Source organism: Thalassotalea agarivorans (assembly GCF_030295955.1).
GTDB lineage: Bacteria > Pseudomonadota > Gammaproteobacteria > Enterobacterales > Alteromonadaceae > Thalassotalea_D > Thalassotalea_D agarivorans.
Window position 1 is genome coordinate 681,610 of sequence record NZ_AP027363.1, and the last position, 26,369, is coordinate 707,978.

A 26,369-nucleotide genomic window follows, 5' to 3' on the forward strand; every position below is an offset into this window, starting at 1 on the left:
TACTGGAGGCATTATGGCCGTTGCTGCAAACAAGCGCTCTGTCATGAACTTATATTCACATGCTGACGACATGTACTCTCACCAAACTCGTATCGTACTTGCTGAAAAAGGCGTAGGCGTTGATGTGCATTTGGTGGATATGGCTAATTTGCCCGAAGATTTACTCGATTTGAATCCGTATGGCACAGTGCCAACGTTGATCGATCGTGAGCTTGCGCTTTACGAAGCGAAAATTATTGTTGAATACTTAGACGAACGCTTTCCGCATCCGCCATTAATGCCAGTTTACCCTGTGTCTCGTGGTCGCAGTCGTTTAATGATGCACCGAATCGAACAGGACTGGTATAGCCTAGCTAAAGTCATTTTAGCCGGTGATGCAGCGAAAGCAGAAAGTGCACGACAAGAGCTTAAAGAAAGTTTATTAAGCATCGCACCAATTTTAAATGAAACACCATACTTCATGAGTGAAGAGTTTAGTTTGGTTGACTGTTACTTAGCACCATTATTATGGCGTTTACCTGTGATGGGTATTGAATTGGAAGGCCAAGGTTCTAAAGAACTTAAGTCATATATGCTGCGTTTGTTTGAACGTGAGTCATTCCAAGCGTCTCTTACTGAAGCTGAGCGTGAATTAAGAGTAGGCTCTCAGGTTTAGGCTATGTCTACAGTGATGACCTCTAATAAGCCCTATCTCGTTAGGGCTTTTTACGATTGGATTTCAGACAATGAATTAACGCCGTATATTGCAGTAGATATTCATTGTCGTGGTGTACGTGTACCCATTGAATATGCCAATGATGGTCAAATTGTACTTAATATTTCTGCAGGCGCGGTTGGTCACATTGCGTTGGGTGAATTTGCTATTGAATTTAGTGCGCGTTTTGGCGGTAAATTAGAGCACCTTACCGTACCTTATGGTGCTATCGGTGCAATTTACGCTAAGGAAAATGGAGCAGGCACAGCTTTGCCCATTGAAGACGACTATGCAGATGAAGAAATCACGGAAGCTAAACCATCGTTATCTGAAGTGTCGAGCGACACCAATGATGATGATCCGGAGCCAACACCACCTAAGCCAAAAGGTGGAAGGCCGAGTCTTAAAGTAGTGAAATAAAAAAAGCCCGCATTAGCGGGCTTTTTTTATTTCCTATAGCTATTGCATTTCGCTTACGGTAATTAGTAAGCTATTGTAATAAATGGACTTTAACTATTTCTGTATTAAGGATGATGATGAACAAAATTCACACTCTGTTGGTAATTGTAACTAGCGTAATCAGCACACTTTTTGTAGTTTATCTCTTTGAAGAAAAGCCCCAAAAACAATCGTATCAGCCAGATAACCAAGAAACTGCAACGGTGTTAACAGCCCAAGAAACAAAGCAATCAGCTGAAAAAACTTCCGTAAAACAAATTGTTTTGGATGACGTCGTAGTGCAAGATACTCCGCTGAGCCAAACAGAAACATCTGCTAGCTATGTCAACGCTGGTAGTTTAAACAATCGGTATGTAGCGAAGCAGATCAGGAAAGAGGGATTTAGCGAGATTGTTGATAGCTTACGGTTAGAACAAACAACTGAAGAAGTGGAAAAGGAACATCAAATTCTAAAAGCGCTTTTAGAGGATAATACGTTTGCTCCATATCCTCACCAATACAGTTGTGGTCAGGGTGTATGTGCTATTGCACTTACTCAAATTTCTTCAAATGATATTGAACAAATCTTTGACAAGATTAAAACAAGCCTTCCATTTAAAGCCGCTACCTATTATCAATATGAAAACAATGATGGTAGCTTTGATATACGTATAATGGCTGGCGCTAGTGATAAGGTCGCTTCGATTCAGCTATAATTGTGGATAGTTAAGCTGTAATAGGGTGGCAAATATGCCGCTCTAAGGTACTACTTAAACCTCATCGACAAATCAGTTGCTTTGACATGTTTAGTTAGCGCGCCTACAGAGATAAAATCTACCCCCGTTTTTGCATAGTTTGCAAGCGTATCTAATGTCATGTTTCCAGACACTTCAAGCTTGGTTTCAGGGTTGATTGTTGCCCTCAACTCTACAGCTTGCTCAATCATATCAGTGGTAAAATTGTCTAGCATGATAATGTCTGCTTTAACCGAAAGGGCGGTCTTAAGCTCTTCTAACGATTCTACTTCTACTTCTACTTTTTTATCCGGCTCATTGGCTTTAGCGGTATTAACAGCATTTTCTATAGAGCCACAAGCTAGGATATGATTTTCTTTGATCAAATAGGCGTCAAAGACACCAATGCGGTGATTAACGCCACCACCACACGCGACTGCATATTTTTGTGCGCTTCTAAGGCCAGGTATTGTTTTGCGTGTATCAAGTAATTTAGTTGTTGTACCGGCTAACTTCTCTACATACTGGCTTACTACAGTTGCGGTTCCTGACATACTTTGTAAAAAGTTAAGTGCAGTACGTTCACCCGTTAATAACAACCTCGCATTGCCCGAAAGCTCGAATAACGTCGTATTCTCTTTTACATGCTCACCATCGTTAACAAACCAAGTGATCTGTGTCGTATGCCCGCTGGCTTTGTCGAGTTGTTTAAATACCTCATTTACCCATGCAACTCCTGAGATAATGCATTCTTCTCGGCAAATAACAGTAGCAACCGCTGTATTCTCAGCAGGTATTAGGGCAGCGGTAACGTCAAGGTTTGCGTCTAGTGCCTGAGTTGCAGAAAGACCTAGGTCTTCCCTGAGTGCCCAAGCGACTGTGTATTCAATATCTTGTTGTAAAGCGGGTGAGTGCATTAACGAATTTCTCTTAGGATGAGTTGATTACCTTGCTGGGTGAATTCTACTCTTTTTAATACGCTCATGCCTAATAGTATTTCGTCTTGTTTCATACCTGGGTTGACGCTTGCTCTGACATCATGCCATTTAAGATCGCCTAAGGTGACGCTTTCAAGCGAGGTTAGCATAATTTGAACGCTACCATTGGCGGTTTGCGCAATGCCTTGACCAAGGTCAGGCAAATACATGTCTCGTGCAATATGTGCAGGGATAGATACATTTGTAGCACCAGTGTCGAGCAAAAAGGTAACGGGCTTTCCGTTTATAGTGCCGCCGCTGACATAATGTCCCTGTTTATTACGCGTCAGTACAACTTCTACGCCGCCGCTTGCGCCTACATACGATTCAGGGGATTGATTAGGATTTGCTTGGTCGTCAAGTAACCCTTGAAACAGATAAATAAAAAAGACGAACGCAAGTATCCATGCGCCCCAAACGAAGAACTGGCCGAAGCCATCATTAGATTGATTTTCCATAAACAACATCTCACCTTTTTTCTGATTGTACAACAGCAACCTAATAAAGCGCACTAAATATCGCCTTAATCTAGCGATCCTGTGCAAACATTGATATAAGTAAATCTTTTAAAAATAACAATACGTTGCTATGGATATTTCTGATGGTTGGCTGACAAATATTACGGTTTGCCCATCTCAACACTATGATAAGCGGCCAGCGTGCCCAATTTCATTACTCGTCATTCATAATATTTCATTACCACCGAAGCAATTTGGTGGATCATACATTGAACAGTTTTTTACGGGAGCATTAAACCCGTTAGAGCATCCTTATTTTGCTGAAATTTCATCAATGCGAGTATCTGCACACTGCTTGATTAAGCGCACCGGCGAGATTGTACAGTTTGTAAGTTTTAATGACAGAGCGTGGCATGCAGGAGTTTCAAACTATCAAGGCAGAGAAAAATGTAATGATTTTTCCATTGGTATAGAACTAGAGGGAGCTGATGATATTCCTTATGAACAGGCGCAATATCAATCGCTATCCCAAATTACACAATTGTTAATTCAACACTACGATATAAAAGATAATATTGTTGGGCATCAAGATATCGCTCCGGGGAGGAAGACCGACCCAGGAGAAGCATTTGACTGGTCTTATTACTATTCATTATTGAAATAATCGGTGCTTACATCTACAAATTTAGCGACCCTGTTGATATGCTAACCCTATAACCGTACTGGATAAAAATTAAATGAGCCTGATCAGTCTGTTAATTGCTATCGCTGCCGAACGTCATCTTTCTCAAAGGTGGCACTTTTCTTCGTTTTACCGCTTGTATTTACGCACCATCAATAAGCTGGGATTTTCTTCGCCGTGGGCAAATCAGTCGGCGCTAGCTTTGTTTATTCTTGCGCCTGTAGCCTTGCTTGCGCTGGCGTTATACGTGCTCGACAATACTGTGTTGGACCTGTTGCTGTCTACACTGGTACTCATTGTATGTTTTGGCTGTTTCACTACGCGCGAAAGTTATAAACAATATTTATTGTCTGCTTTTCGCGGTGACTTGACCGCAGCCGAGCTACACCATCAAGAACTTCAAAAAAATAAAAACGAAGAAGAAACCTCATTTGGTCATTTGCTTGTTTGGTTGAACTACCGCTACTACTTAGCAATTATGATCTTTTATGTCGTCTTTGGTGCAGCAGGCGCATTGTTTTATCGTTTGCTAGTGACCGTCAGTGAAGGGCAAACCACAGCTCAATATGAAGACAATCAAGACGCACCAACTTGGGCAAAACGCTGGCTGTTTTATGTGGACTGGTTACCAGCACGCATGGTTGCTTTTAGTTATATGTTGGTTGGTCATTTCTCGAAGGCATTAACAGAGTTTTTAGAAGGCTTCTTTGCATTTACCCGTCAGCCAAAAACTATTTTGGTGAATGTCGCTGAAAAGGCCGAAGACTTTATGTTAGATCCAGAAGACTGCACCGCTGAGCCATGTATCTTAGTGAAGTTGGCTAAACGAGCCGTATTGCTGTGGTTGACGATAGTCGCTGTGTTAATTTTAAGTGGTTTATTAGCTTAAAAGGTTCCACCATATTTTAATGAGGCGTACATTAAAACGTTGTCTTTTGCTGAGTCATAAGAGGGTGAATAGGCATTCATTGACCAGGTTAACTGGTGGTTAAAAATAGGCACTATAACGCCTGTACTGAGTGCCCATTGCTGGTGTTGTATCGTTACATTCGACACATACGGCAATTCACCTTCTATGGTAATATCATTAAAGCGATAGCCAACTTGCCCCTGCAAGTATAATTGCCAATTTAAATGAGGTAATGCTTGCCAGTTCTCGCCTTGACCAAAACGTGTTGATAATTGTCCAAAAGACGCGCCAATTGAGTGCCCATACCTGAGTCTAAATCCGACATTAGCTTCACTGCGAAAATTACCTACTGATACTTGCGAAAAAACACTCTGATCCCAATTGTCTGTGCCAAATAATCGTGCTTCATACTCAAAGGCTGCATCTAAAGTAAATTGGCTTTTGATTTGATACTGCCAGCCCTTTGGTTGGCTTGAACCTGTCAATGCATGCACAAGGCTTTGAACGGATTTAGCCAAAGACTCTTCGCCTACTTTACCTATCGCTAACCAGGTCTTAAGGCTAGTCTGTTGATTATGTCTGTGAAAAAAACTATCTAATTTTAGGTGTCCAGCATAGGGGCGTTGATTGGGTTGCGGCGCTTCTATTGCAATATCTTCTGGCGTCCAAATTTGTTGAGAAACATTGAAACCCCACTGTATCTGCTCGTCATCAAGTGTCGGTGAAAGCCATTGATGTAGCGTTAGCAGGGGTAGGTCTTTTGGTAGGGTTAACGCGTCATCTTGATAGCCCCAGCTATAGCTAAAGCCATTAGTGTAATTACCATCAACACCAATGATAATGTCGTTCTCCCAACGTACTTGCCAAAAATCAGCTATTGCTGAGCTAGAGAAACAACTAAGTGCTGCAAAAGTGAGCCAAGTTTTATCCATGCTGGGCTCTTCTTTTCGTATCTTGAGAAAAAAGATCGGCAAGCGTTTGCTGCCACAGCGTTTGACTATTCGCGGCCTTAAAATAACCAAAATGACCTATTTTATTAAGCTGATGTTTACTCGGTTCAATTAGATGGAACGTTTTGCTGGCCCCTTGGTAAAATTGATGAAGTTGTTTCACATTTTTTTCTGATATCAGCTCGTCATCACTGAAATATAATACATCGATAGGGTGTGATAGCTTTTGATATAACGATGTTGTCTCGTCATTGCCATCTAGCAGATAGTCTGCTCGCATACACCACCTGCGCCACTGCCATATGACATTCCTTGGTAAGTCACCAACGATATTAAATCGCTTACCGGGAAAATAACCTGCGAACAAGGTAAACATCGGCTGTATAGCAAACCAAAACCACAACATTTTGGGTCGAACCTTTAACGCTTGGTGTCGCCAATAGCCCGTGCCCGCGGCGATAGTGATAAGCTTTTTGACATGATGATTGTTGGGGATTAGTCCAAACACTTGTCCACCTAAGCTATGACCTATCCAAGTCATGTCTTTTTCACCGAAAACTTGAACGCAAAAATCGATAACCGCTTGGCAATCCTTTGTCGCCCAATCCGTTATGTTTAACTTATTGTGCTTAAGAGAACCTGCGCTTGATTTGTACATACCTCTGTAATCAAAGGTGACCACCGCACAATTTAAGCTCTCGCATAGCCACTGAGCTAATGCTTTGTAGGTACTTTGAGACGCACCCATCGCCGACGCTATAACAACAACGCTTGATATGTTGTCTTTGGGCGCGAATACGCGCGCGATCAGCTTTTCGTCTTTATTCGCGTCTTTTACGTATTCGATGATATTTTTTTCTGTAATAACTGTCATAATATGCAATTAAACGACTTTGGGTTTGGTCAATATTGTCTCATTTGTTATTAGGCTGCGCTGAGTCGCCTATCCTAATTACTATGACATTTATCCAACCCACATTGAAGAGAAAAGATACAGCGGAATTAAGCATGCAAAAAATTACACTTGGTCAGTCTACACTGCAATCATCACGGTTTGTATATGGTTGTATGCGACTAGTCGGCGAAAACACCAGTAGTGACAGAGAGAAAGGCAAACGAGCGATTGCCGCTGCCTTAGATGCAGGATACAACCACTTTGATCATGCCGATATATATGGAGGTGGTGAATGCGAAAGCCTTTTTGGTGAAGTATTAAAGTCGCAGCCATCGATGCGTGACAATATTATTCTCACCTCTAAAGCAGGTATTCGTCGAGACAATGATACGTTTGCTGGCGCGCCAAAGCGTTATGATTTTGACAAGGATTACATCGTTTCATCGGTAGAAGCTTCTCTGAAGCGCTTAAATACCGAACAATTAGATTTGTTTTTGTTGCATCGCCCGGACTTTTTGATGGATGCTGACGAAGTTGCTGAGGCATTTAGCAGCTTACGTGATGCTGGCAAGGTTAAACATTTTGGTGTCAGTAATTTTAGCGTGTCACAGTTTAAATTGCTGGAAAGCCGTTTAGACTCACCGCTAATAACCAACCAGATTGAAATCAACATTCATAATATCGATAGTTTTAATAATGGTATGTTGGACATGTGCCAGCAGAACAAGATAACGCCTATGGCTTGGTGTCCTTTAGCTGCGGTTGCTTATTCTCCTTGGGGCAATACCTTTACACCAGAAGATGAAATGCGCGTTGAAACAGAATACGCATTGCAAGCCGAAAAGTATCAATGTGAAGCTTGGCACATTGCCATGGCTTGGTTGTTAAAACACCCGGCTAATATATGCCCAATTGTCGGTTCAACTAACGAGCAAAGAATTGCATCTGCGGCGCGTGCTTTGGAACTAGAGTACAGCAAGGAAGATTGGTATCGCTTACTAGAAGCTCGAAACGGTGTAGCAGTTCCTTAATTGAGTAAACACCTGTACCAAACTATTTAGCTTTATTTCAATGGTCGGATAAGTAAGGAATTCGCTTAGTTATTTCAATTAAACAAGGTATACTTGCCGACCTTGTTATTTTCAGAGAAGTACACGTGTTAGCTGCAATTCGATTAGTTATTCTGGCCGTTGCAATTGTTATTGTTTCAATTGTTGCTGTCCTATACTGTTTGATCAGACCATTTCACCGCAACAATGTTTTTGTTGCAGCACATATGATGGGGTCTTTAGCTCGCATTGTAGGTGTTAAAATTGAAGTTCGCGTGCCGGATGAAATCCGTCGAGGTGGTCCATTCGTTTTTATCGCAAACCACCAAAACAGCTATGATATTTTTACAGTCGCTAACTCGGTATTGCCGGGTACCGTGAGTATTGGTAAGAAAAGTTTAAAATGGATACCATTCTTCGGCCAGATGTACTGGTTGTCGGGTAACATATTGATAGACCGTAAAAATACCGATAAAGCAATGGGTACAATTACTACTGCAGCTAAAAAGATCAGAGAAAACAAACTGTCTGTATGGCTTTTCCCGGAAGGCACGCGCAGTTATGGTCGAGGTCTACTCCCTTTTAAAACGGGTGCCTTTAGAACGGCGATTCAAGCAGGGGTACCAATAGTCCCTGTATGTATTGGCAACCTAAGTCATATCAAACTTAATCGCTGGAATAATGGCCGCGCAATCATTGAGTATATGCAACCAATTGACATTGCCGAGATGAACAAAGGTGAGATTAGAAAATTCACAGACGAGACAAGGCAGTTGATGCTTGATAAAATCTGCGAATTGAGTGAAGAGGCTGGTCACCCAATGAAAGACCAGCAACTATTAAAGAGATAACTAATGGAACATCCAGAGTTTGCTGAGTTAGCTGAATATACGCAATCGCTTGTCAATGAATTGCTTGAAGATGGCTCAAATGAGGAAAAAGACCACACTATTGAACACCATTTTTCTTCGCCTAATTTTGATACGTTAGAGAAAGCGGCCATTGTTGCTTTCAAACAAGGCTTTGACGTAGAAGAGCCTGAAGAAGCTGAATTAGAGAATGGCGCCAAAATTTTTGCATTTGACATCATAACCGAGCAACCTCTTGATGAAGAGCTGTTGCTTGATGAAGTTAAAAAAATGCTGGAACTAGCCTCACAAACCGGCGTCGACTATGACGGCTGGGGAACTTACTTCGAAGAATAATTAGCTATTAGGCGCATTGTTTTGTTTAATAGTGCGCCTTAGCATGCCAAGTACTTCGCCTTTCATTTTGTCATTTGCTGGAACAACCAGCGTTAACCAATAATCATCACCCTTACCAACAACTTTGTATACGGTATAGTCTGAATCTGAGGTTTCCATAAACTCAAGTGCGACGATGTCATCTAAATATAAACTATACACATCCTCTTCATCGTAAAGAATAATACTATCTTGAGTGATGATGTTGCCGCCTTCTAAATTCGACAAAACGCCATGTGCGTTGAAATACTTTATTTGATCGCCAAGGTTGATTACCTGCTCATCTAACAACGATTTATACTGAGAATCCGAAACCTCAGCGCCTTTCTTTATAGACTGATCTACTAAGTAATTTGATTGTTCAAGGAAGGTGATGGCAGCACTTAATGTCAGCAATAAAAAGGTCGGAATAGCGGCAATTAAACCCCAGCGTTTTTGAGGTTTGTAACTGGCATCTAATTGGCGTTTATTGTTGTGATAGTATTTGGCACCTCTAGCCCCTTGAATAAGAAAATGGATAATTATTAGGGTTACAATGATGCCTTTTAGTTGTCCAGTATCTAAAAAAACAATTATTTTACCGACAATGACATAGATAAGAAGTGCAACGAAGCCTAAGAAGGATTTCTTATAAACGGCAAGAGTAAGTAATCCTAATAGAACAATATCGACTAAATACCATGTATCCTGGAAGCTTGCGAGGGCATCTGAAGGCGCAGATATAACGCCAATGAAAAACATAAAACAGCTAAGGATAAAGAGGGTAAGAGCGGCATATAAGCCTTTCTTTATGTCTTCGAGTGCGGTATTTTCGTCCATGATGTACTACTTCTTATCTATACAACTAGTATTAGGCTATCAATAAAAAAGGTGAATAGCTATAGGCTATTGTTGATCATCGATATCAAATGCAGGTAAAGATACTTTTCGATAAATTGCCCAAAGGCGCAAACTAAACGCTAGCACAATGGTGATAATTGTCGCTATTTCAACACTTACTTCTAGGCTTCTTAGGCCGACAAACAACCCACCGGCAAAAATTGCGATGGTGGCATATATTTCTTGTCGTAATATGAGCGGAATAACGTTGCACAGCACATCTCGTATCATGCCGCCAGCGACGCCTGTAATTGTCCCCATAACAATTGCTACTGCTGGCGGTGCACCTAATAGTAGCGCTTTTTGCGCGCCAATAACGGCAAACAGTGCCAGTCCTAAGGCATCTGAAACCAGTAAAAATCGTTTTGGGATAAGCCTAGGTTGGCGAATAATAACAATCACACACAGCGCGGTTGCTAAAATAACGAGTAAATAAATCGGTGATTGTACCCAAAAAACAGGTGTATCTAGTATGACATCCCTTATCGTGCCGCCTCCAACCGCGGTAACCGCAGCTAATACGACAACACCAAAAGGATCAAGCTTATATCTGCCTGCCATTAATGCGCCAGACAACGCAAATACGGCTGTACCGAAAAGATCTAACCAATAAATAAATGAGGAAAAATATATCACTCGTTACCTTGCTTTAATGTAATAAACTCGTCGTTGGACGTTTTTGTTTGTTCCATTCAAGCATGTCGCCGGAAAGATGTCTAACATCAGTAAAGCCAGCATCTTGCAAGGCCTTTTCAGCTATTGCAGCACGGCGGCCAGAGCGGCAGTAAACAATAACAGGTAAGTCTTTGTATTCCGATATTTCGTTTATGCGATTGGGCAGGGTTTCATAATCGATATTGATTGCCTTTGGAATATGTTGCTCTGCATATTCCTGTTCAGATCTGACATCTAACAGCAAGATGTGTTGCTGTTGCAAATCAAGTAACTCTTGTTGCGAAACTACAGGTGTTTGCGCCAATACCAAGGTGCTTACAAAAAGCGAAAAAATTACTAAAAATCTTGTCATATTATTATAAACACCTTTATCTGTTTGATTAGTTTAGTGTAGTCGATGCCAATTGATTTAACATGTTGATCACTAATTGTGAACTATTTACTGACGCTGTCTCTAGGTATGCTTCAAAAGAGGTTGGCGATTCTTTACCAGCAATATCAGACATTGAGCGAATCACTACAAACGGCACATTGAATTGGTGACATGTATGTGCAATGGCTGCCCCTTCCATTTCTACAGCAGCCATAGTAGGGAAGTTTTTGCGAGCTTTTGCAATATCCTCATCGGCTGTCATAAAGGTGTCGCCAGTGGTAATAAGACCAACTAAGGTATTGATATCATTGAGCTCTGCGATGCCAGCTTTCGCCGCATCAACAAGCTTTGAATGAGGAATATAAGCGGGAGGATTGCCGGGTAACTGTCCTATTTCATAGCCAAAGGCAGTCACATTAACATCGTGGTATCTAACTTCACTACTAACGACAATATCACCTACTTTGAGGCTTGGATCGAAGCCACCGGCAGAGCCAGTATTGACGACATAATCAGGTGAATACTTGTCTATCAGTAGGGCGGTTGCAAGCGCTGCCGCTACTTTGCCGATACCTGATTGTACGAGCACAACCTCGCTACCATCAATTTCACCTTGATAAAAAGTAAAACCAGCGTGAGTGGTTGTTTGAACGTTAGACAGTTTAGATTTTAAAATGGCGACTTCTGGCTCCATCGCGCCAATAATTCCAGCTTTCATGTAATGCTCTGAATAGGGGTAAATATGAAGCGTATTATATATCTATCGAGAAGCAAGGACAAAGGAGAGAAAAGTTAATAATAGCTTCATAGCTCGAGCAACGAGTCAGCGTATTACTCTACATTTCTACAGATCAACAACCGCTGTCGACAATACCGGTTTTGGGCGCACTGCCATCTTCCGCATTGAAATAATAAACGTAACATCTATCTCTTAAACGGTAACCTTGAGGCCAAATAGCAACGACACCGCGTATACGGCTTGGGTTTACATCACTGGGCAATCCTGGGGCGTTTCTGCGGTTACCAGCGCCACAAAAGCGATCTTCTTCACAGACACTGTTAGCACGATCTTGGCGAAACTCCTCTCCCAGATCGATGGCATATCGCCACGCGCGATTCCAATGGCCTGCTATATAACCGCCGCGCACACGCACATTATTGCCATTAAGCCTCAAGTTACCGGTCGTGAGATTACTTATTAATGCTTTTTTGGCAACGAGTGCAGAAGTACTTTTTACTGAAGTTAACATGTTGCGCAACACAATGTCATTTGCATCATCTTTAATATTGATGAATTTAGGTAGTGCTACACTCGCCAGCAGACCAATAATGACAACCGCCACCAATAATTCTATTGTGGTAAAAGCTCTGATATTTTTCACGATTAACAACCTTCGTTTACAGACCCAATAAGCGGTGCGCTGCCGTCGCCGGCATTGAAGTAATAGGAATAACAGCGGTCACTGAGGCGGGTACCTTTTGCCCATATCAAAACGAGCCCTCGTTGACCACCCGTGCTGAAAGGAAGCCCAGGTGCATTACGTTGATTACCCACGCCACATAATTCATTAATGGTGCATTCTTGATTTGTTCGAGTAAAAGAAATTTCTTGTCCAACATTAAGCGCATAACGCCAAGCATTGTTCCAATGCCCAGCAATGTAGCCACCTTCGACATCAATATCCTCATCGCCAATTTCGATTTCACCATCGACAATATTAGCGATTAACGCTTTTTTGGCGACTAAAGCTGACGTGCCTTTAAGTGCGGCAACCACCTGCTTGTTAACAGCATCGCGAGCGTCATCTTGAATATTTATGAATTTAGGTAAGGCAACTACCGCCAATACACCTAATACGACAATGACGACGATTAGCTCTATTAACGTGAATCCTTTTGTGGGGGCATTTTGATACTTCATTCAACGATCTTAACAACTGAATTAAGGCTAGTGTATCAAGCTAGGGTTAAAAATAAAGCAATTATGTTAACAGTTTGTAATAAAAAAGCCGGCAAATGCCGGCTTATTCATTGATATATCTATTATTTTTTCTTTTTAACAGCTTTTGCATTTGGTAGGTCAGTAATTGAACCTTCAAATACTTCAGCGGCTAATCCAATTGACTCGTTCAATGTTGGATGAGCATGGATAGTTAATGCGATATCTTCGGCATCAGCTCCCATTTCAACCGCTAAGCCAATCTCACCAAGCATTTCACCGGCATTGATACCAACAATTGCGCCACCTAAAGTGCGGCCAGTATCTTTGTCGAATATAAGCTTAGTTTTACCTTCCATACGTGCAGAAGCAATTGCACGTCCTGATGCAGCCCAAGGGAAGTTAGCTACTTCATAGTTTAAGCCTTGCTCTTTCGCTTCGCGCTCAGTAACACCTACCCATGCAATCTCTGGATCTGTGTATGCAATTGAAGGAATAGCGCGCGGGTCAAAGATATGTTTCTTGCCAGAAATAACTTCTGCAGCAACATGAGCTTCATGTACTGCTTTGTGCGCTAACATAGGTTGTCCTACAACATCACCAATAGCAAAAATGTGTGGTACGTTTGTACGCATTTCATTTGATACATTGATGAATCCACGCTCATCAACGTTTACGCCTGCTTTGTCAGCATCGATTAATAAACCGTTCGGCTTACGACCAACAGCTACAAGGATTTTGTCATAACGGACAGGTTCTGCTGGTGCGTTTTTACCTTCAAAAGAAACGTATAAACCGTCTTTCTTAGCGTCTACAGCAACAACTTTAGTTGATAACATGATCTCTTTGAAACGAGGCTTGTTGTGCTTAGTGTAAATTTTTACAACGTCAGCATCTGCAGCTGGAACTAACTGATCTGCAAATTCTACAACAGACACGTTGGCACCTAATGAGCTATAAACTGTACCCATTTCTAAACCGATGATACCACCGCCTAGTACAAGCATTTCACCCGGTACATCTTTTAATTCAAGCGCGCCAGTTGAGTCTATAATGCGATCGTCTTCTGGAATGAATGGTAGGTTAACAACAGAAGAGCCTGCAGCGATAATTGCATTGTCGAAATTAACGGTTGTTGCACCATCAGCACCTTCTACAGCGATAGTATTTGGACCAGTAAATTTACCGTAACCGTTTACTACAGTTACTTTACGTTGTTTCGCCATACCAGCGACGCCGCCAGTTAGCTTACCTACAACACTGTCTTTCCACTCGCGAATTTTATCGATATCAATTTGTGGTTCACCAAAAGATACACCGTGTGATGCCATATCTTTTGCATCATCAAGTACCTTAGCAACGTGCAAAAGTGCTTTTGAAGGAATACAACCAACATTTAGACACACGCCACCTAAGTTTGAGTACTTTTCAATTAGTACAACGTCTAACCCTAAATCTGCTGCGCGATATGCAGCTGAGTATCCGCCAGGGCCAGAGCCTAGGACTACCACTTGAGTTTTAATATCGTTACTCATGCTAACCTCATTATATGTGTTTACTTTCTAAACACTAAAAATATGTGTTGTTTGTTTATAGGCCGGCAATTCTACTGAAAGACGGCCTAAAGCGCTATATTTTAATCAATAAATGTCGGTAAAAATGAAAGCTTTTAGCTAATACATCTTTTACCGACGATATTATTACAATACTAATTTACGAATATCAGTCATTACACCCGACAAATGGACAGCGAATCTTGCCGCAACGGCGCCGTCGATAACGCGGTGATCGTAAGAAAGCGACAGTGGCAACATTAACCTTGGTACAAAGTCTTTGCCATTCCACTTTGGTTTCATCTCTGATTTAGACACACCAAGTATTGCTACGTCTGGGGCATTAACGATTGGCGTAAATGCAGTGCCGCCGATACCACCTAAACTAGAAATAGTGAAACAACTACCTTGCATATCAGCTGCTTTTAGCTTGCCTTCACGCGCTTTCGCACTAATTTCTAGCAACTCTTTTGACAGCTCATAAATACCTTTCTTGTCAACATCACGAACGACAGGCACTACCAAACCATTTGGTGTGTCAACAGCTACACCAATGTGATAGTACTTTTTCATCACTAAGTGTTCGCCGTCTTCACTTAAGCTAGAGTTAAATACTGGGTATTCTTGTAAGGCATTGGCAACCGCTTTCATAATGAAAACGAGCGGTGTAATTTTGAAACCAAGCTTTTTCTTCTCACAAACAACATTTTGTTCTTTGCGGAACGCCTCAACTTCGGTGATATCCGCTTCTTCAAATTGCGTAACATGTGGAATCGTTACCCAGTTGCGGTGCAGGTTTGGACCTGAAATCTTTTGAATACGTGTTAACGCTACTTCTTCAACTTCACCAAACTTGCTGAAATCTACTTTTGGTTGGGCGATAACTTGCAAGCCACCTTCACCAGCGCTGACATTGCTACCAGCATTTGCTTTAGGGCGAGATAATTCATACTTAACGTATGATTGCACGTCTTCTTTGCTAATACGGCCTTTTCTACCCGTACCTTTTACCTTGCCTAAATCAACCCCAAATTCGCGCGCAAGGCGACGAATCGATGGCGACGCATAAATTGCGCCTGTTGATTTGATTTCACCTGCCGCAGGGTGGTGTGGCACAGGTGCTGCTTTTTTAGCTGCTTGCGCAGGCGCTTCTGCAGCTGGCGCAGGAGCAGGAGCCGGTGCTGGAGCTGCTTGAGCCGGTTGAGCAGAAGCAGCTGCTGAAGTTTCTAGTTTAATAACAAGTGTGCCTTCTGACACTTTGTCACCAACTTTAATAAAGACTTCTTTAACTGTACCTGACTCTGGACACGGCACGTCCATGGTTGCTTTGTCAGTTTCAAGGGTAATTAAACCATCTTCAGCTTCAACGCTATCACCTGCTGCAACAAGTACATCGATAACATCAACATTTTCGTCGCCACCAATGTCTGGCACAGCCACTTCAATTATTGCTGATGCTGCAGGTGCTGCAGCTGGCGCAGGTGCAGGTGTTTCTGCAGGCGCAGCCGCTGGTTGCTGTGGAGCAGATTCAGCAGCGCTTGTATTGCCGCCTGAAGTTTCTAGTTTGATAACAAGCGTGCCTTCTGACACTTTGTCACCAACTTTGATAAAGACTTCTTTAACTGTACCTGACTCTGGGCATGGCACATCCATGGTCGCTTTGTCAGTTTCAAGGGTAATTAAACCATCTTCTGCATCAACGGTATCACCAACAGCCACTAGCACATCGATAACATCGACATCTTCATCACCGCCAATGTCTGGCACAGCAACATCGATAATCGACGTTGCAGAAGACGCTTGAGGGGGTTGTTCTGCAGGAGCTGCTGCTGGCGCAGGTGCTTCAACAGGTGTTTCAGCAGGCGCTTCTTCAGCCGCCGCTTCAGTGGCAGCACCAGCACCTGTTTTCATTTCAGCAATAACATCGCCTTCAGAAATTTTATCACCTACATTCACTGAAAGTGCAGTTAGTTCTCCAGCGAATGGTGCTGGAATATCCATAGACGCTTTATCAGATTCAACCGTAACAATGGCATCTTCAGCTTCTAAATTGTCACCGATAGCAGCGCAAATCTCGATAACTTCAACTTCTTCGCCACCTACATCAGGGACTAGAACTTTTTGAATATCAGACATGTTTTATCCTCTTCTAATGCCTAGTTACGCGTAAAGCGGGTTGATTTTTTCTGCATCGATATCGAACTTCTTAATTGCTTCAGCTACAACTTTCTTATCAATGTCGCCTCGGTTAGCAAGTTCAAATAATGCGGCCACTACTACGTAGTTTTGATCAACCTCGAAGTGACGGCGCAAGTTTGCACGGCTATCACTGCGTCCAAAGCCATCTGTTCCAAGTACACGGTAGTCTGTATCAATATATGCACGCACTTGATCGGCATAGTTCTTAATGTAATCTGTCGCAGCAATAGCAGGACCAGCATCTGGCGTGATAACACCTGAGATGTATGGCTGCTTTTGTTCTGCTTCTGGATGCAACATGTTCCAACGCGTAGCTTCTTGACCATCACGAGCAAGCTCATTGAAAGAAGTAACCGAGTAAACGTCAGAAGATACGTTGTAATCTTCAGCAAGAATCTTAGCGGCTTCTCTCACTTGTTCTAAGATAGTGCCACTACCCATCAACTGTACATTTGCAACCGCTTTTTTGGGTTTAACAGTATCTAGTTTGTAAATACCTTTAATGATTTGATCGGCAACATCTTTACCTTCAGGCATTGCTGGATGCTGATAGTTTTCATTCATTAGCGTGAGGTAGTAGAACACATTTTTGTTTTCTTCATACATAACGCGCAAACCTTCTTGCACGATGACAGCTACTTCATAACCATATGTTGGATCGTAAGTTACACAGTTAGGAATAAGGCCTGCTTGAACATGTGAATGACCATCTTGATGCTGCAGACCTTCACCATTAAGTGTTGTTCTACCAGCAGTAGCACCTAATAAGAATCCTTTCGCTTGAGAATCACCAGCTGCCCATGCTAAATCGCCAACGCGTTGGAAACCAAACATAGAGTAATAGATGTAAAATGGAATAGTCGTCACATTACTCGTTGAATATGACGTACCAGAGGCAATCCAGGATGCCATTGCACCTAGTTCATTAATACCTTCTTGTAATACTTGACCTTTCTTGTCTTCACGGTAGTAGGCAACTTGGTCAGCATCTTGAGGTACATATTTTTGACCTTCATTGGCGTAAATACCTACTTGACGGAACAAGCCTTCCATACCAAATGTACGAGCTTCGTCAGGAATAATCGGTACAATACGTTTGCCAATTTTCTTGTCTTTTAATAACGCATTTAACACACGAACAAATGTCATTGTTGACGAAATTTGTCTGTCGCCACTGCCTTTTGTAATAGCATCGAATGCTTTTAATGAAGGAACTTCGAGTTGCTCATCAGCTTGTTGGCGACGAGCAGGCAATGAACCACCTAATGCTTCACGTCTTGCCTTCATATATTGTAATTCAGGGCTGTCTTCTGGGAAACGATAGTAAGGTAAATCTTCCAATTGCTCATCGCTTACTGGAATATTGAAACGGTCGCGAACGTATTTAACAGATTCTAAATCCATTTTCTTAACGTTGTGAGCAATGTTCAAACCTTCACCGGCTGAACCAAGACCAAAGCCTTTAACTGTTTTAGCAAGTATAACGGTTGGGCGACCTTTAGTTTTCATCGCTTTGTCGTAAGCTGCGTAAACTTTAACTGGATCATGACCACCACGGTTTAAACGCCAAATGTCTTCGTCAGACATATTGGCAACCATTGCCGCCGTTTCAGGGTACTTGTTAAAGAAGTTTTCGCGCGTATATTTACCGCCTTTTGCTTTACAGTTTTGGTATTCACCATCAACCGTTTCATTCATTAACTGTAAAAGCTTGCCTGACGTATCTCGTGCAAGTAATGGATCCCAGTAGCTACCCCAAATAACTTTGGTCACTTCCCAGCCAGCACCTCTAAATGTACCTTCCAATTCTTGGATAATCTTACCGTTACCACGAACAGGACCATCTAAACGTTGCAGGTTACAGTTGATGATGAAAGTTAAGTTGTCCAAGCTTTCACGAGATGCTAAACCTAATGCACCTAGTGCTTCTGGCTCGTCTGTTTCACCGTCACCAAGGAAACAGTATACGCGTTGATCAGAACAATCTTTGATGCCACGGTCAGTAAGATATTTCAAGAAACGTGCTGTATAGATTGCTTGTAGAGGACCTAAACCCATTGAAACAGTCGGGAATTGCCAAAAGTCTTGCATTAAGTGAGGGTGCGGATATGAAGATAGACCGTCACCATCAACTTCTTGGCGGAACTTGTCCATTTGAGATTCAGTAAGGCGACCTTCTAAGAATGCACGGCTATAGATGCCCGGTGAAATATGACCTTGTGCAAAGATAAAGTCACCGCCACTTGTTTCTGTTGGTGCTTTAAAGAAGTGGTTAAAACCAACATCATAAAGCATTGCAGAAGAAGCGAAACTACCAATATGGCCACCTAGTTCTAAGTCTTTCTTTGATGCTCTAAGTACAAGCATCATTGCATTCCAACGGATAGCAGCACGGATGCGCGCTTCGATTGTTAAATCGCCAGGCATGTTTGGTTCTTGCCCCGGTGGAATTGTATTTACATAAGCGGTGGTTGCATCGAACGGTAAATGAGTACCGCGACGTCTTGCTTGATCGATGAGTTTTTCAAGAATGAAATGAGCACGCTCTGGGCCTTCATTTTCTAATACTGAATCTAAAGATTCGAGCCATTCCTGTGTTTCTAGTGCATCGATATCGATGTTATTTTGCTCAGACATAATAGGTAGTGTCCTCGATAGTTTTTATTAAATTTTTCAAAACTGCTTTTAAGGATAGTTAAACTCTGAAAAATATCCTTAAATCAGCTAAATATTTGTACGCTAGAAGCTTTTACGTTGAATACGGCGAATAGAGCGCTCTAATCGGCTCTTTTCTTCGTTCGACTTTAATAAGGCTTCTTCAATAAATGTTAAATGACGATGACTTGCTCCCCAGGCCTTCTGGGGCTCTTTTGACAAGATCGCATTCAACAATCGTTCTCTGTAGTCGGTCATGCGACTAAACACTTCTGGGTGCTTCGACAACATGGCCAAATTCTTTGCAATGTTTTCTACAAGCAGCGGTGCTATGCTGCGCGCAACCTGCAAAATAACCGCGTTATGGGACGCAGCGCAGATAGCGAGATGGAATCCTAAGATTGCTTCTGCCTCTTTTTGCACATCTTGCTCTAGCTGTGCCGTACCAATAGCATCATGCTTAACTTGAATCTCTTGGTAATCGGCAGCCGTGCCACGCATCGCAGCGTAGTATGCCGACATACCTTCTACACCATGTCGAAACTCCAACAAATCAAACTGGGATTCACCATGATGCGCCATTAATTCAAATAAAGGATCTGATAAACCAGTTAATATGGTGTCTTTAACAAACGTACCACCACCTTGTTTACGTACCACTAATCCTTTTGCTTCCAACTTTTGAATTGCCTCTCGCAATGAAGGTCGTGACACTTCAAATTGTTTTGCAAGCTCTCGCTCTGCCGGCAGTTTTTCACCTGCTTTTAAACTACCTTCGATTATCATTGCTTCTAGCTCAGCTAGAATAACGTCAGATAATTTTGCTTGTTTTACGGGCTTTTTAAGCTGGCTCATGGCTGTACGTTCTTATTTATGGCTTAATTTTACTATTTTTATAATTGGTAAAATGGTAAGACCATTAATCAATTGTGCATACTAAATTAGCAAAATATGCCTTAAAAGTAAAACAAAACTAGTTGAATATTCGATCAATAGCAAAACATTTTTGTTGTTTTTAAACTGGTAGAACCACTAATAAACACAATGGTAAGACCAATATTGAGAGAAAGAATCACGCAATTTATGTAATTGAAAAGATGAGGAAGCACAGTGGGCCTGGTTAGCAATTTTACCCACTGTGCTAGATAGAGTTGTACGGAAAAGCAAATGCTAGAACCGTTGCAACTCTAGCCTGATAATCGAATTAGAGGCTCAATAACTACAGAGCGTAGTCCAAAGAACAACTCAAGCGCGTGTTAGATGCCAATAATGTGCCAAGAAGTTTAACTAGTTGAAATTAAAAGATTAAAAACTAGCGCCGTGAAGCTACTGTAAAATACTTAGACAGTCTTTGTCAGAACCATGACATAAATTAAGCCGTCATGAATAAAAAGTGCCAATTGAACGTTTATTCAATTGGCACTATATAGAACACGTGTTTAGCTATATTTATTAGCTAGTCAGGATAAGCTGACTCTAATGCTTGATAGACTTGCTGTTGAAAATCTTGTGCTGAAGTATCTAAAGTTGCTACAGCGTCGGCAAGGACTTCATTATCTTCTTTACCATGCCAAATTTTAATGTAGCTGCCATCCTTGTAGCCGTGATCTTGACGGAAAAAGTTTAGTGTATTTTTGCCAACGTATTGTCTAAATAACTCATCTAAATCCATATTCATTAGTTGCATACAATTTGCAAACGATGCGCCATCAAATGCCTTATTTGTTACTGCGTTTGATGCTAAAGTTTCTAGCGCTATTTTGAAATCACTTTCTTTATTTGCAGTTTCAAGTTCAATAGCTAACGAGGTTGCAATGCTATCTACGCTTTCACCTGTCATTAAGCGCAGGCTTAAACCAAAATGAAATATATCAACCAATTCAAGTTGAACTTGCGGTACGTCACATTCTTGATGTTTCCACCACTTCCAACCATGGTGATCTAACATTTCGGCACACTCGACCCAAATGGCACGATACCATTCATAACCATTTTCTCGCCATGTGTCGCTTACTCTCGTGTTCATAGCATCCTGCATGGAGAGCATTTGACGGATTTGACTTACAGCGTTAGACATTGACTTTGCTTCTCATAATATAAAAAAATCTATGTCGATAGTTTGCCTTGTTATGGCACGACAAACAACCCGACAAAGATACATTAACGCTTTATTTTTGCATTGCTAACTGTGCATTTGTTTTTAGCCCCAACTTTTTAAAAACAGTTGCTGCTGGGCAAAATCCTGAAAAAGAAAATTGAAACATGTTTAAACCAATAAATGCAGTAAAGTATGCAAAATTAGGGTGAACCCAAGTCGTTAATGCTAATGAGATGAGTACCATAATGCCGGCGAAACGGAACACCGCATTTTCTACAGATAAAGTATTCATTTTGAACCTCCTAATAATTAAATCGTGCTCTTAACCATACATTTGAGTTGTCTTCGTGTTGGCCAAAGAAAGTATGTAATTGTTTGCCTTGAAAAACATTTGCCCCTGCAGACAGGGACACGTTATCGTCATAGCGGTAGGTGACTGATGGTTTAAAGTAAGCATCTTTATCGCTTGGCGAATAGAAGACAAATAAATTAAGGGTCAGCTTTTGTTGCATTGCTGAATAACGCAGTCGAGTTGTCAGCATATGACGGTATTCATCTACGGCTTCAGCAACATTTGGATGGCTTGCAATATAGTTGTCATAATCATGGGTAAATTCGACGTAATATTGCAATCCAAGCGTTAAATTTTTAACAGCTTCAAACTCATAACCAGTTAGGAAGCGGGACTGGCTATTGGCAATGGAAGGATTACTTCCATTGCTATCTTCGACACTGTTATAGAAGGAGTATTCGACATTAAATATGCCACCACCTAGCGGTGATAGTGCACTTGCGCCCCAACTATTCATTTCAGGAAAGTAGGGAATACCTTGCTCATTTACACCAAGGGGTGATGTCCAAAACCCTTTGTAACCATAGAGCGCAACTTCAACGCCACTAATAGATGTAGCAAGTCTTGCACTAAATTGTGGGTCATCCGTTTGATCTACAATAAATGCATCACCTGGCGCTATGTTAGTGCCGTCAGCTGGCGAGTAGAATGCAAATCGCTCGCCATTTAAATATAAATCAGGTGCTAGTTTGTAGGTATATGCAAAGTCTAGTGTAAACGATTTATAGTAGCTTGTTAGGCGCAAGCTATCGGAAGGCGCCTTCAAATATTCGTCGTCACGACCTGCAAAAAAAGACTGCCAATCTTTGGGAAACAAGTCATTTAAAAATAGGTAGTCACCTGTTCCCCAAGTAAGTACTTGACGTCCAAGCTTTACATCAAGCGCTGAAAAAGGACTCGCAGCGAAACTTAACTCGCGCGTTTGCCATAAAGTATCCTCGAGCACGTTGTCGTAAAGTAAATCGCCTTTCGCCGTTAATTCGAAACTATCCCCGCTATAGTTTAGATCCAAGCGCGCTCTCAGTTCACTAAGTGATGATTGCGAAGCCACTATATTGTCGTGGATAAATAGCCCTTGTCCAGCCTCGAGAAAGCCAGAATAAGACCAAGGTGACTGGACCTCATCTTCCCATTGGTCATCACCCCAGTCGTCTTCCCACTTTTCATCCTCACTAAATGCCGTAAAGCTAATTAGCATGGCTAATGCAATTGCGCTTAATTTTCTGATAGTCACGTTCAAAAATCTCCGCGTATATGAAGCTGTTAGTTCAACCACTTTTTAGGAGGGTTTCTTAAGCTTCTTTCAGTGAAAACACTTTCTGGCAAGCCTACGTCATACTTTACATTTCTAAATTGCATTTCTGTGTAACTGTTGTCATTTAAATTGGTTATCTTTGAATGCAACACAGTAGCATGCCCTTGGACTTCTTTTGTTCTAAGCACATCCATTTTGCGTATTGCTTTACCTTGCTCGTTATAATAGGTCACGTGCATAGGGATAAATGTTTGTTTGTTGATGTGTGCGAGGTAATAAGCAAATTCAACCGACTTAGGATCTTTTGGTTTAGCTTCAACCACATAATGTGAATCTGTTGTTTCTTTTAATACAAAGTTATCTTCATTTGGGTTACGACCAGATACATCTTCATAGTAAAAGTGTGCACCAACAAAAGAAGTACGCTTGTCACCAGCAGAAATCCGTTTAACAAGATCTAAAGCGGGTAAATATAACCACCTATCATCGTCACCAACCGTATTTTTTCGTACACGAAATACGGTGCCTTTGACATCTGTAGGACGAGAGAAGAAAACTAACATGTCCTGATTACCCAAATCCTCTACATCTTTTCTCAGAATGGTGAATTGACGCATTTGCTTATTGCCGTTAGCGTCAACGATGATCATACGGGCTTGAGCACTGCCGTCGTCAGCGGCATAGTAAGAGACTAAATTAGACTGTTTTATGATTTCATTCACGTCACTTAGATCAGAAGCTTGAGCACTGAATATAGTGGCGGTCATTAAACCAAAAGTTGCTAGTGTTTTAATAAAAGTATTCATTTTCTACTCCTATAGTGTATTTGATATGTCAGCACGTTTTTTACCTTGTGTTACTACCAATAGTGCTGGCAGCAACACGAGAGTTACCAATGCCGACAACGCCATAATGCTTGCTAAGAAAAAGCCGACTGTGATGTAGGGTACCAATGGCGAAAGTAAAAGAGGGGTAAAGCCTATTGCAATAACAATGGCATTGCGGGAAATAGCTTTACTTGGTTCTTCAAACATTAAAATTAAAGCTTGAGTTAAGCTTCCCGTTTCTCTTTCTAGCTCTCTAGCGCGTTGTAAAAAGTGGATAGCGAAATCTACAGATAGACCAAGCGTTAGCGCAGAAAGTACCGCAATTGGCATGTCATATGCTTTGCCAAACCAGCCAATAAGGCCGTAAATCATAGTGATAGTAAAGGTTAAAGGCATCATCGCTAATAGACCGTACTTAAGCGATCTAAATAGCAGTACCATCATGATAAATACAATCACGAACGACGATAGTAAGCTTTCCATCATGCCGCTCACCATAGCATCTTGCCAGACGATATTAAGGTAAGATTTACCTGCCCAATCATATTCAATAGCCATAGGAGCCGGATTGTTAGCTATGTAACCTTCTACCCAGGCTACGACTTTTGTTGTGTGCTGATTATCACCACTGGTCATTTGAAGCCATAACAAAGATTGCTGATAATCAGTGGTAACAAAGTGCCATAAGTCTTGTGGTCTGTGTGAAGACTGATACTGCAATAAAGTTTGCGCAACTGCATCACTGCTATTGGGGATCACAAAGTCTTTTTGCTCGCCACTATTAAGTTCGCGGTTAACCGTTTTCACAATGTCGCTTAAGCCGTTTGCCTTGCCAATAAGGCCTGTTGCGACTAATTCATTTTGAAGTTGTCCCATCCAATTAAGCATCGCAGGATTTAAGAAGAGTTTGTTTTTACTCATTTCAGCTTCTACTAAATCGTATAATGCCGTTACTTGATCTGCTTGTTCGTCTTCAACTTCAAACGCTAAATCATCGATAGCCACTAATAGGCTCTGACTAAACTGCTTGTTATCCGCTTCAAATTGATTTTGGATAGCCGTTGTATCAACACCATGTTCATTTAGCGCTATTAAAGCTTGATTGAAAGCAGCGAAAGTCTGCTTATTGTCAGCAGGAGGTGCTTGCAGAACTAGCCAGGCATCGTACGTACCGGCAAAGTGCTCGTTAAGCACGCTGTCAGCAACACGAATCTCATGATTTGATTTGAACCAATTCACCGGATTATCGTTTATCTCGATTTTAGTAATACCTTGGATACTTACCGCAAGTAGCGTTAGAAAAACTAAAATAATCGCGACAACCTTGCTGCGAGCAAACTTACCGAGTTTTTCTAGGGCATTAGACAGTAGGCCTTTTTGTTCCATTCTAGTTACCGCTTCCTGCAATTTCGCTAAGTTTGCAGGGCTCAAACGAGAAATGTACGCTGGTAGGTAAGTAATTGTAATGAAAAAAGCTAATAAAATACCGGTACCAATAAATGCACCAAAGACTTTTACTGGTGGAATTGGCGTGAGCAACAGTGAGTAAAACCCGATAGCGGAAGTAATTGAAGTAAAGAGCATTGGGGTGTACAAATGTTTCATCACTTGTGTGACGACAGTTTTGGGATCGTCATCTTTTTTATAGTTATCGGCAAATTCAGACAACACATGCACCGAGTCTACTACCGCTATAGGCATTAAAAATATAGCGATCATTGAAGACATAATATGCACAGTAAAACCCATGCCAATAAGACTACCCATAATAATAAGAACGGTTGCCATGGCGACAACCATAGGCGCAATGATTAGTGGGATATTTCTAAAGAAGTACCAAAGTAAGAAAAAAATTGCGGCGCCAGCCATCGGAGCGGCGACCCCCATTTGTATAAACATTTCAACGCCAAACTGGTCTTCAGCTACCGGTAAACCAGTTATATGAAAGTCTAAATCGGAATTAATCGAAGCCGTAATAGCACGTACTTGTTCAGCAATTTGATAACTTAAATCTTTCGACTCGATAGGCACATATATAGCGATTGCTAAATCGTCACCTGATACTAACGTATTGTCTAGCATAGGCAGGCGCTTTACGAAGCCTTGAATTTCATTACTTGCAGCTTGCGACGTTGGTGCCTCTTTCATCAAGTATTCAAAACGAATACCGCCTCCTTCTTCCTGGCGTATGTTGTCTACTGCGCTAAGCGAAAGTAAATCATCCACAATAACACCATCAAGTTTTTCTATTTCAGCTGATAACGTATGCAATGTTTGTAAGTGCGCAGGAGTGAATATACTTGAATTACTTACCGCACCGACAACAATCATATCGCGCATAGCAAACGTGTTTTTAGTTTCGTTATGGAAAACTCGTGCAGGCGCGTTTTCGCTCAACATGTTCTCTGGATCGGTATCTATATTTAAATTAGGAATCATCGCTACAGCGGTGATGACGGCAATAAGTAAAATGCTATAAACAACTTTTGGTTTGGTCATAACAAATTGAAGAAGGCGGCTATACATGAAATTT

General features: G+C 41.5%; 27 protein-coding genes. 8 read left to right on the top strand and 19 right to left on the bottom strand.

Annotated elements, in window-relative coordinates:
- Positions 1–13: 13 nt before the first annotated feature.
- The 3 genes from sspA to QUD85_RS03175 all read left to right on the top strand — a co-directional run bounded on the left by sspA (position 14) and on the right by QUD85_RS03175 (position 1,848).
- Positions 14–655, top strand: a complete 642-nt coding sequence (sspA, locus tag QUD85_RS03165; protein ID WP_093327961.1) for a stringent starvation protein SspA — start codon at positions 14–16, stop codon at positions 653–655.
- A gap of 15 nt (positions 656–670) precedes the next feature.
- Positions 671–1,114 carry a ClpXP protease specificity-enhancing factor gene (locus QUD85_RS03170; RefSeq protein WP_218139578.1) on the top strand — a complete coding sequence of 148 codons (444 nt, stop codon included), beginning with the start codon at positions 671–673 and terminating at the stop codon, positions 1,112–1,114.
- A 116-nt stretch (positions 1,115–1,230) separates the two neighbouring features.
- Positions 1,231–1,848: a hypothetical protein gene (locus QUD85_RS03175; RefSeq protein WP_093327958.1), complete on the top strand. Its 618-nt coding sequence runs from the start codon at positions 1,231–1,233 to the stop codon at positions 1,846–1,848.
- A gap of 50 nt (positions 1,849–1,898) precedes the next feature.
- On the opposite strand, the gene nadC is transcribed toward QUD85_RS03175, so the two are convergent.
- The gene (gene nadC, locus QUD85_RS03180) at positions 1,899–2,783 is read right to left on the bottom strand and encodes a carboxylating nicotinate-nucleotide diphosphorylase (RefSeq protein ID WP_093327957.1); all 885 of its coding nucleotides are present in this window, start codon (positions 2,781–2,783) and stop codon (positions 1,899–1,901) included.
- Positions 2,783–3,301 carry a retropepsin-like aspartic protease family protein gene (locus QUD85_RS03185; protein WP_093328058.1) on the bottom strand — a complete coding sequence of 173 codons (519 nt, stop codon included), beginning with the start codon at positions 3,299–3,301 and terminating at the stop codon, positions 2,783–2,785. Before QUD85_RS03185 ends, nadC begins: the two co-directional genes overlap by 1 nt.
- Positions 3,302–3,431: 130 nt before the next feature.
- On the opposite strand from QUD85_RS03185, the gene ampD reads away from it, so the two are divergent.
- Together ampD and ampE are read left to right on the top strand one after the other, a co-directional pair.
- Entirely contained in the window at positions 3,432–3,965 is a 534-nt protein-coding gene (ampD, locus tag QUD85_RS03190) for a 1,6-anhydro-N-acetylmuramyl-L-alanine amidase AmpD (protein WP_093327956.1), read from the top strand.
- Between the two features lie 73 nt (positions 3,966–4,038).
- Positions 4,039–4,872, top strand: a complete 834-nt coding sequence (ampE, locus tag QUD85_RS03195; protein ID WP_093327954.1) for a regulatory signaling modulator protein AmpE — start codon at positions 4,039–4,041, stop codon at positions 4,870–4,872.
- On the opposite strand, the gene QUD85_RS03200 is transcribed toward ampE, so the two are convergent.
- Complete coding sequence (locus tag QUD85_RS03200; RefSeq protein ID WP_093327953.1) at positions 4,869–5,825, bottom strand: lipid A deacylase LpxR family protein; 957 nt, start codon at positions 5,823–5,825, stop codon at positions 4,869–4,871. The two genes, ampE and QUD85_RS03200, sit on opposite strands and share 4 nt — an antisense overlap.
- Complete coding sequence (locus tag QUD85_RS03205) at positions 5,818–6,717, bottom strand: alpha/beta hydrolase family protein (protein WP_093327952.1); 900 nt, start codon at positions 6,715–6,717, stop codon at positions 5,818–5,820. Before QUD85_RS03205 ends, QUD85_RS03200 begins: the two co-directional genes overlap by 8 nt.
- Before the next feature lie 134 nt (positions 6,718–6,851).
- Here QUD85_RS03205 and QUD85_RS03210 point away from each other — a divergent pair, with 134 nt between their 5' ends.
- From QUD85_RS03210 to rraB, 3 genes are all read left to right on the top strand, one after another.
- Positions 6,852–7,769 carry an aldo/keto reductase gene (locus tag QUD85_RS03210; RefSeq protein WP_177168841.1) on the top strand — a complete coding sequence of 306 codons (918 nt, stop codon included), beginning with the start codon at positions 6,852–6,854 and terminating at the stop codon, positions 7,767–7,769.
- A gap of 125 nt (positions 7,770–7,894) precedes the next feature.
- Positions 7,895–8,638, top strand: a complete 744-nt coding sequence (locus QUD85_RS03215) for a 1-acylglycerol-3-phosphate O-acyltransferase (protein WP_093327948.1) — start codon at positions 7,895–7,897, stop codon at positions 8,636–8,638.
- 3 nt (positions 8,639–8,641) lie between these two features.
- Positions 8,642–8,992 (top strand): ribonuclease E inhibitor RraB, encoded by a 351-nt coding sequence (gene rraB, locus QUD85_RS03220; protein WP_093327946.1) that lies wholly within the window; start codon positions 8,642–8,644, stop codon positions 8,990–8,992.
- Here rraB and QUD85_RS03225 read toward each other — a convergent pair whose 3' ends face one another.
- The 15 genes from QUD85_RS03225 to QUD85_RS03295 form a co-directional block, all read right to left on the bottom strand.
- Positions 8,993–9,850 (bottom strand): hypothetical protein, encoded by an 858-nt coding sequence (locus QUD85_RS03225; protein WP_093327944.1) that lies wholly within the window; start codon positions 9,848–9,850, stop codon positions 8,993–8,995.
- 66 nt (positions 9,851–9,916) lie between these two features.
- Positions 9,917–10,546 carry a trimeric intracellular cation channel family protein gene (locus tag QUD85_RS03230; RefSeq protein WP_245732056.1) on the bottom strand — a complete coding sequence of 210 codons (630 nt, stop codon included), beginning with the start codon at positions 10,544–10,546 and terminating at the stop codon, positions 9,917–9,919.
- 13 nt (positions 10,547–10,559) lie between these two features.
- Positions 10,560–10,937, bottom strand: coding sequence for a rhodanese-like domain-containing protein (locus QUD85_RS03235; RefSeq protein WP_093327943.1), 378 nt, complete (start codon positions 10,935–10,937; stop codon positions 10,560–10,562).
- Between the two features lie 28 nt (positions 10,938–10,965).
- A complete protein-coding gene (mtnN, locus tag QUD85_RS03240) occupies positions 10,966–11,676 on the bottom strand; it encodes a 5'-methylthioadenosine/S-adenosylhomocysteine nucleosidase (RefSeq protein ID WP_093327941.1) in 711 nt (236 codons plus the stop codon).
- Between the two features lie 133 nt (positions 11,677–11,809).
- A complete protein-coding gene (locus QUD85_RS03245) occupies positions 11,810–12,340 on the bottom strand; it encodes a type II secretion system protein (protein WP_093327940.1) in 531 nt (176 codons plus the stop codon).
- Positions 12,341–12,342: 2 nt separating this feature from the next.
- Positions 12,343–12,879 carry a prepilin-type N-terminal cleavage/methylation domain-containing protein gene (locus QUD85_RS03250; RefSeq protein ID WP_093327938.1) on the bottom strand — a complete coding sequence of 179 codons (537 nt, stop codon included), beginning with the start codon at positions 12,877–12,879 and terminating at the stop codon, positions 12,343–12,345.
- Positions 12,880–13,001: 122 nt separating this feature from the next.
- The gene (lpdA, locus tag QUD85_RS03255) at positions 13,002–14,432 is read right to left on the bottom strand and encodes a dihydrolipoyl dehydrogenase (protein WP_093327937.1); all 1,431 of its coding nucleotides are present in this window, start codon (positions 14,430–14,432) and stop codon (positions 13,002–13,004) included.
- Positions 14,433–14,597: 165 nt separating this feature from the next.
- On the bottom strand, positions 14,598–16,586 hold the full coding sequence (gene aceF, locus QUD85_RS03260; protein ID WP_093327935.1) for a dihydrolipoyllysine-residue acetyltransferase: 1,989 nt from the start codon (positions 16,584–16,586) through the stop codon (positions 14,598–14,600).
- 24 nt (positions 16,587–16,610) lie between these two features.
- Positions 16,611–19,286 carry a pyruvate dehydrogenase (acetyl-transferring), homodimeric type gene (aceE, locus tag QUD85_RS03265; protein ID WP_093327934.1) on the bottom strand — a complete coding sequence of 892 codons (2,676 nt, stop codon included), beginning with the start codon at positions 19,284–19,286 and terminating at the stop codon, positions 16,611–16,613.
- 102 nt (positions 19,287–19,388) lie between these two features.
- On the bottom strand, positions 19,389–20,159 hold the full coding sequence (gene pdhR, locus QUD85_RS03270; protein ID WP_093327932.1) for a pyruvate dehydrogenase complex transcriptional repressor PdhR: 771 nt from the start codon (positions 20,157–20,159) through the stop codon (positions 19,389–19,391).
- A gap of 601 nt (positions 20,160–20,760) precedes the next feature.
- Positions 20,761–21,381 carry a dUTP diphosphatase gene (locus QUD85_RS03275; protein WP_093327931.1) on the bottom strand — a complete coding sequence of 207 codons (621 nt, stop codon included), beginning with the start codon at positions 21,379–21,381 and terminating at the stop codon, positions 20,761–20,763.
- Positions 21,382–21,472: 91 nt separating this feature from the next.
- Complete coding sequence (locus QUD85_RS03280; RefSeq protein WP_093327929.1) at positions 21,473–21,694, bottom strand: YgaP family membrane protein; 222 nt, start codon at positions 21,692–21,694, stop codon at positions 21,473–21,475.
- A gap of 10 nt (positions 21,695–21,704) precedes the next feature.
- Entirely contained in the window at positions 21,705–22,988 is a 1,284-nt protein-coding gene (locus tag QUD85_RS03285) for a hypothetical protein (RefSeq protein ID WP_093327928.1), read from the bottom strand.
- 29 nt (positions 22,989–23,017) lie between these two features.
- Positions 23,018–23,815 (bottom strand): outer membrane lipoprotein-sorting protein, encoded by a 798-nt coding sequence (locus QUD85_RS03290; protein WP_093327926.1) that lies wholly within the window; start codon positions 23,813–23,815, stop codon positions 23,018–23,020.
- A gap of 9 nt (positions 23,816–23,824) precedes the next feature.
- Entirely contained in the window at positions 23,825–26,362 is a 2,538-nt protein-coding gene (locus QUD85_RS03295; RefSeq protein ID WP_093327925.1) for an efflux RND transporter permease subunit, read from the bottom strand.
- Positions 26,363–26,369: the final 7 nt, after the last annotated feature.

Bases quoted from the DNA above. Each gene is read 5' to 3' on its own strand.
- ampD (WP_093327956.1), top strand. From the start codon at position 3,432: ATGGATATTTCTGATGGTTGGCTGACAAATATTACGGTTTGCCCATCT.
- QUD85_RS03175 (WP_093327958.1), top strand. From the start codon at position 1,231: ATGAACAAAATTCACACTCTGTTGGTAATTGTAACTAGCGTAATCAGC.
- aceF (WP_093327935.1), bottom strand. From the start codon at position 16,586: ATGTCTGATATTCAAAAAGTTCTAGTCCCTGATGTAGGTGGCGAAGAA.
- QUD85_RS03275 (WP_093327931.1), bottom strand. From the start codon at position 21,381: ATGTCTAACGCTGTAAGTCAAATCCGTCAAATGCTCTCCATGCAGGAT.
- mtnN (WP_093327941.1), bottom strand. From the start codon at position 11,676: ATGAAAGCTGGAATTATTGGCGCGATGGAGCCAGAAGTCGCCATTTTA.
- QUD85_RS03235 (WP_093327943.1), bottom strand. From the start codon at position 10,937: ATGACAAGATTTTTAGTAATTTTTTCGCTTTTTGTAAGCACCTTGGTA.
- QUD85_RS03210 (WP_177168841.1), top strand. From the start codon at position 6,852: ATGCAAAAAATTACACTTGGTCAGTCTACACTGCAATCATCACGGTTT.
- ampE (WP_093327954.1), top strand. From the start codon at position 4,039: ATGAGCCTGATCAGTCTGTTAATTGCTATCGCTGCCGAACGTCATCTT.
- rraB (WP_093327946.1), top strand. From the start codon at position 8,642: ATGGAACATCCAGAGTTTGCTGAGTTAGCTGAATATACGCAATCGCTT.
- QUD85_RS03170 (WP_218139578.1), top strand. From the start codon at position 671: ATGACCTCTAATAAGCCCTATCTCGTTAGGGCTTTTTACGATTGGATT.
- QUD85_RS03185 (WP_093328058.1), bottom strand. From the start codon at position 3,301: ATGGAAAATCAATCTAATGATGGCTTCGGCCAGTTCTTCGTTTGGGGC.
- nadC (WP_093327957.1), bottom strand. From the start codon at position 2,783: ATGCACTCACCCGCTTTACAACAAGATATTGAATACACAGTCGCTTGG.
- QUD85_RS03205 (WP_093327952.1), bottom strand. From the start codon at position 6,717: ATGACAGTTATTACAGAAAAAAATATCATCGAATACGTAAAAGACGCG.
- aceE (WP_093327934.1), bottom strand. From the start codon at position 19,286: ATGTCTGAGCAAAATAACATCGATATCGATGCACTAGAAACACAGGAA.
- QUD85_RS03250 (WP_093327938.1), bottom strand. From the start codon at position 12,879: ATGAAGTATCAAAATGCCCCCACAAAAGGATTCACGTTAATAGAGCTA.
- pdhR (WP_093327932.1), bottom strand. From the start codon at position 20,159: ATGAGCCAGCTTAAAAAGCCCGTAAAACAAGCAAAATTATCTGACGTT.
- QUD85_RS03295 (WP_093327925.1), bottom strand. From the start codon at position 26,362: ATGTATAGCCGCCTTCTTCAATTTGTTATGACCAAACCAAAAGTTGTT.
- QUD85_RS03290 (WP_093327926.1), bottom strand. From the start codon at position 23,815: ATGAATACTTTTATTAAAACACTAGCAACTTTTGGTTTAATGACCGCC.
- lpdA (WP_093327937.1), bottom strand. From the start codon at position 14,432: ATGAGTAACGATATTAAAACTCAAGTGGTAGTCCTAGGCTCTGGCCCT.
- QUD85_RS03225 (WP_093327944.1), bottom strand. From the start codon at position 9,850: ATGGACGAAAATACCGCACTCGAAGACATAAAGAAAGGCTTATATGCC.
- QUD85_RS03280 (WP_093327929.1), bottom strand. From the start codon at position 21,694: ATGAATACTTTATCTGTAGAAAATGCGGTGTTCCGTTTCGCCGGCATT.
- sspA (WP_093327961.1), top strand. From the start codon at position 14: ATGGCCGTTGCTGCAAACAAGCGCTCTGTCATGAACTTATATTCACAT.
- QUD85_RS03200 (WP_093327953.1), bottom strand. From the start codon at position 5,825: ATGGATAAAACTTGGCTCACTTTTGCAGCACTTAGTTGTTTCTCTAGC.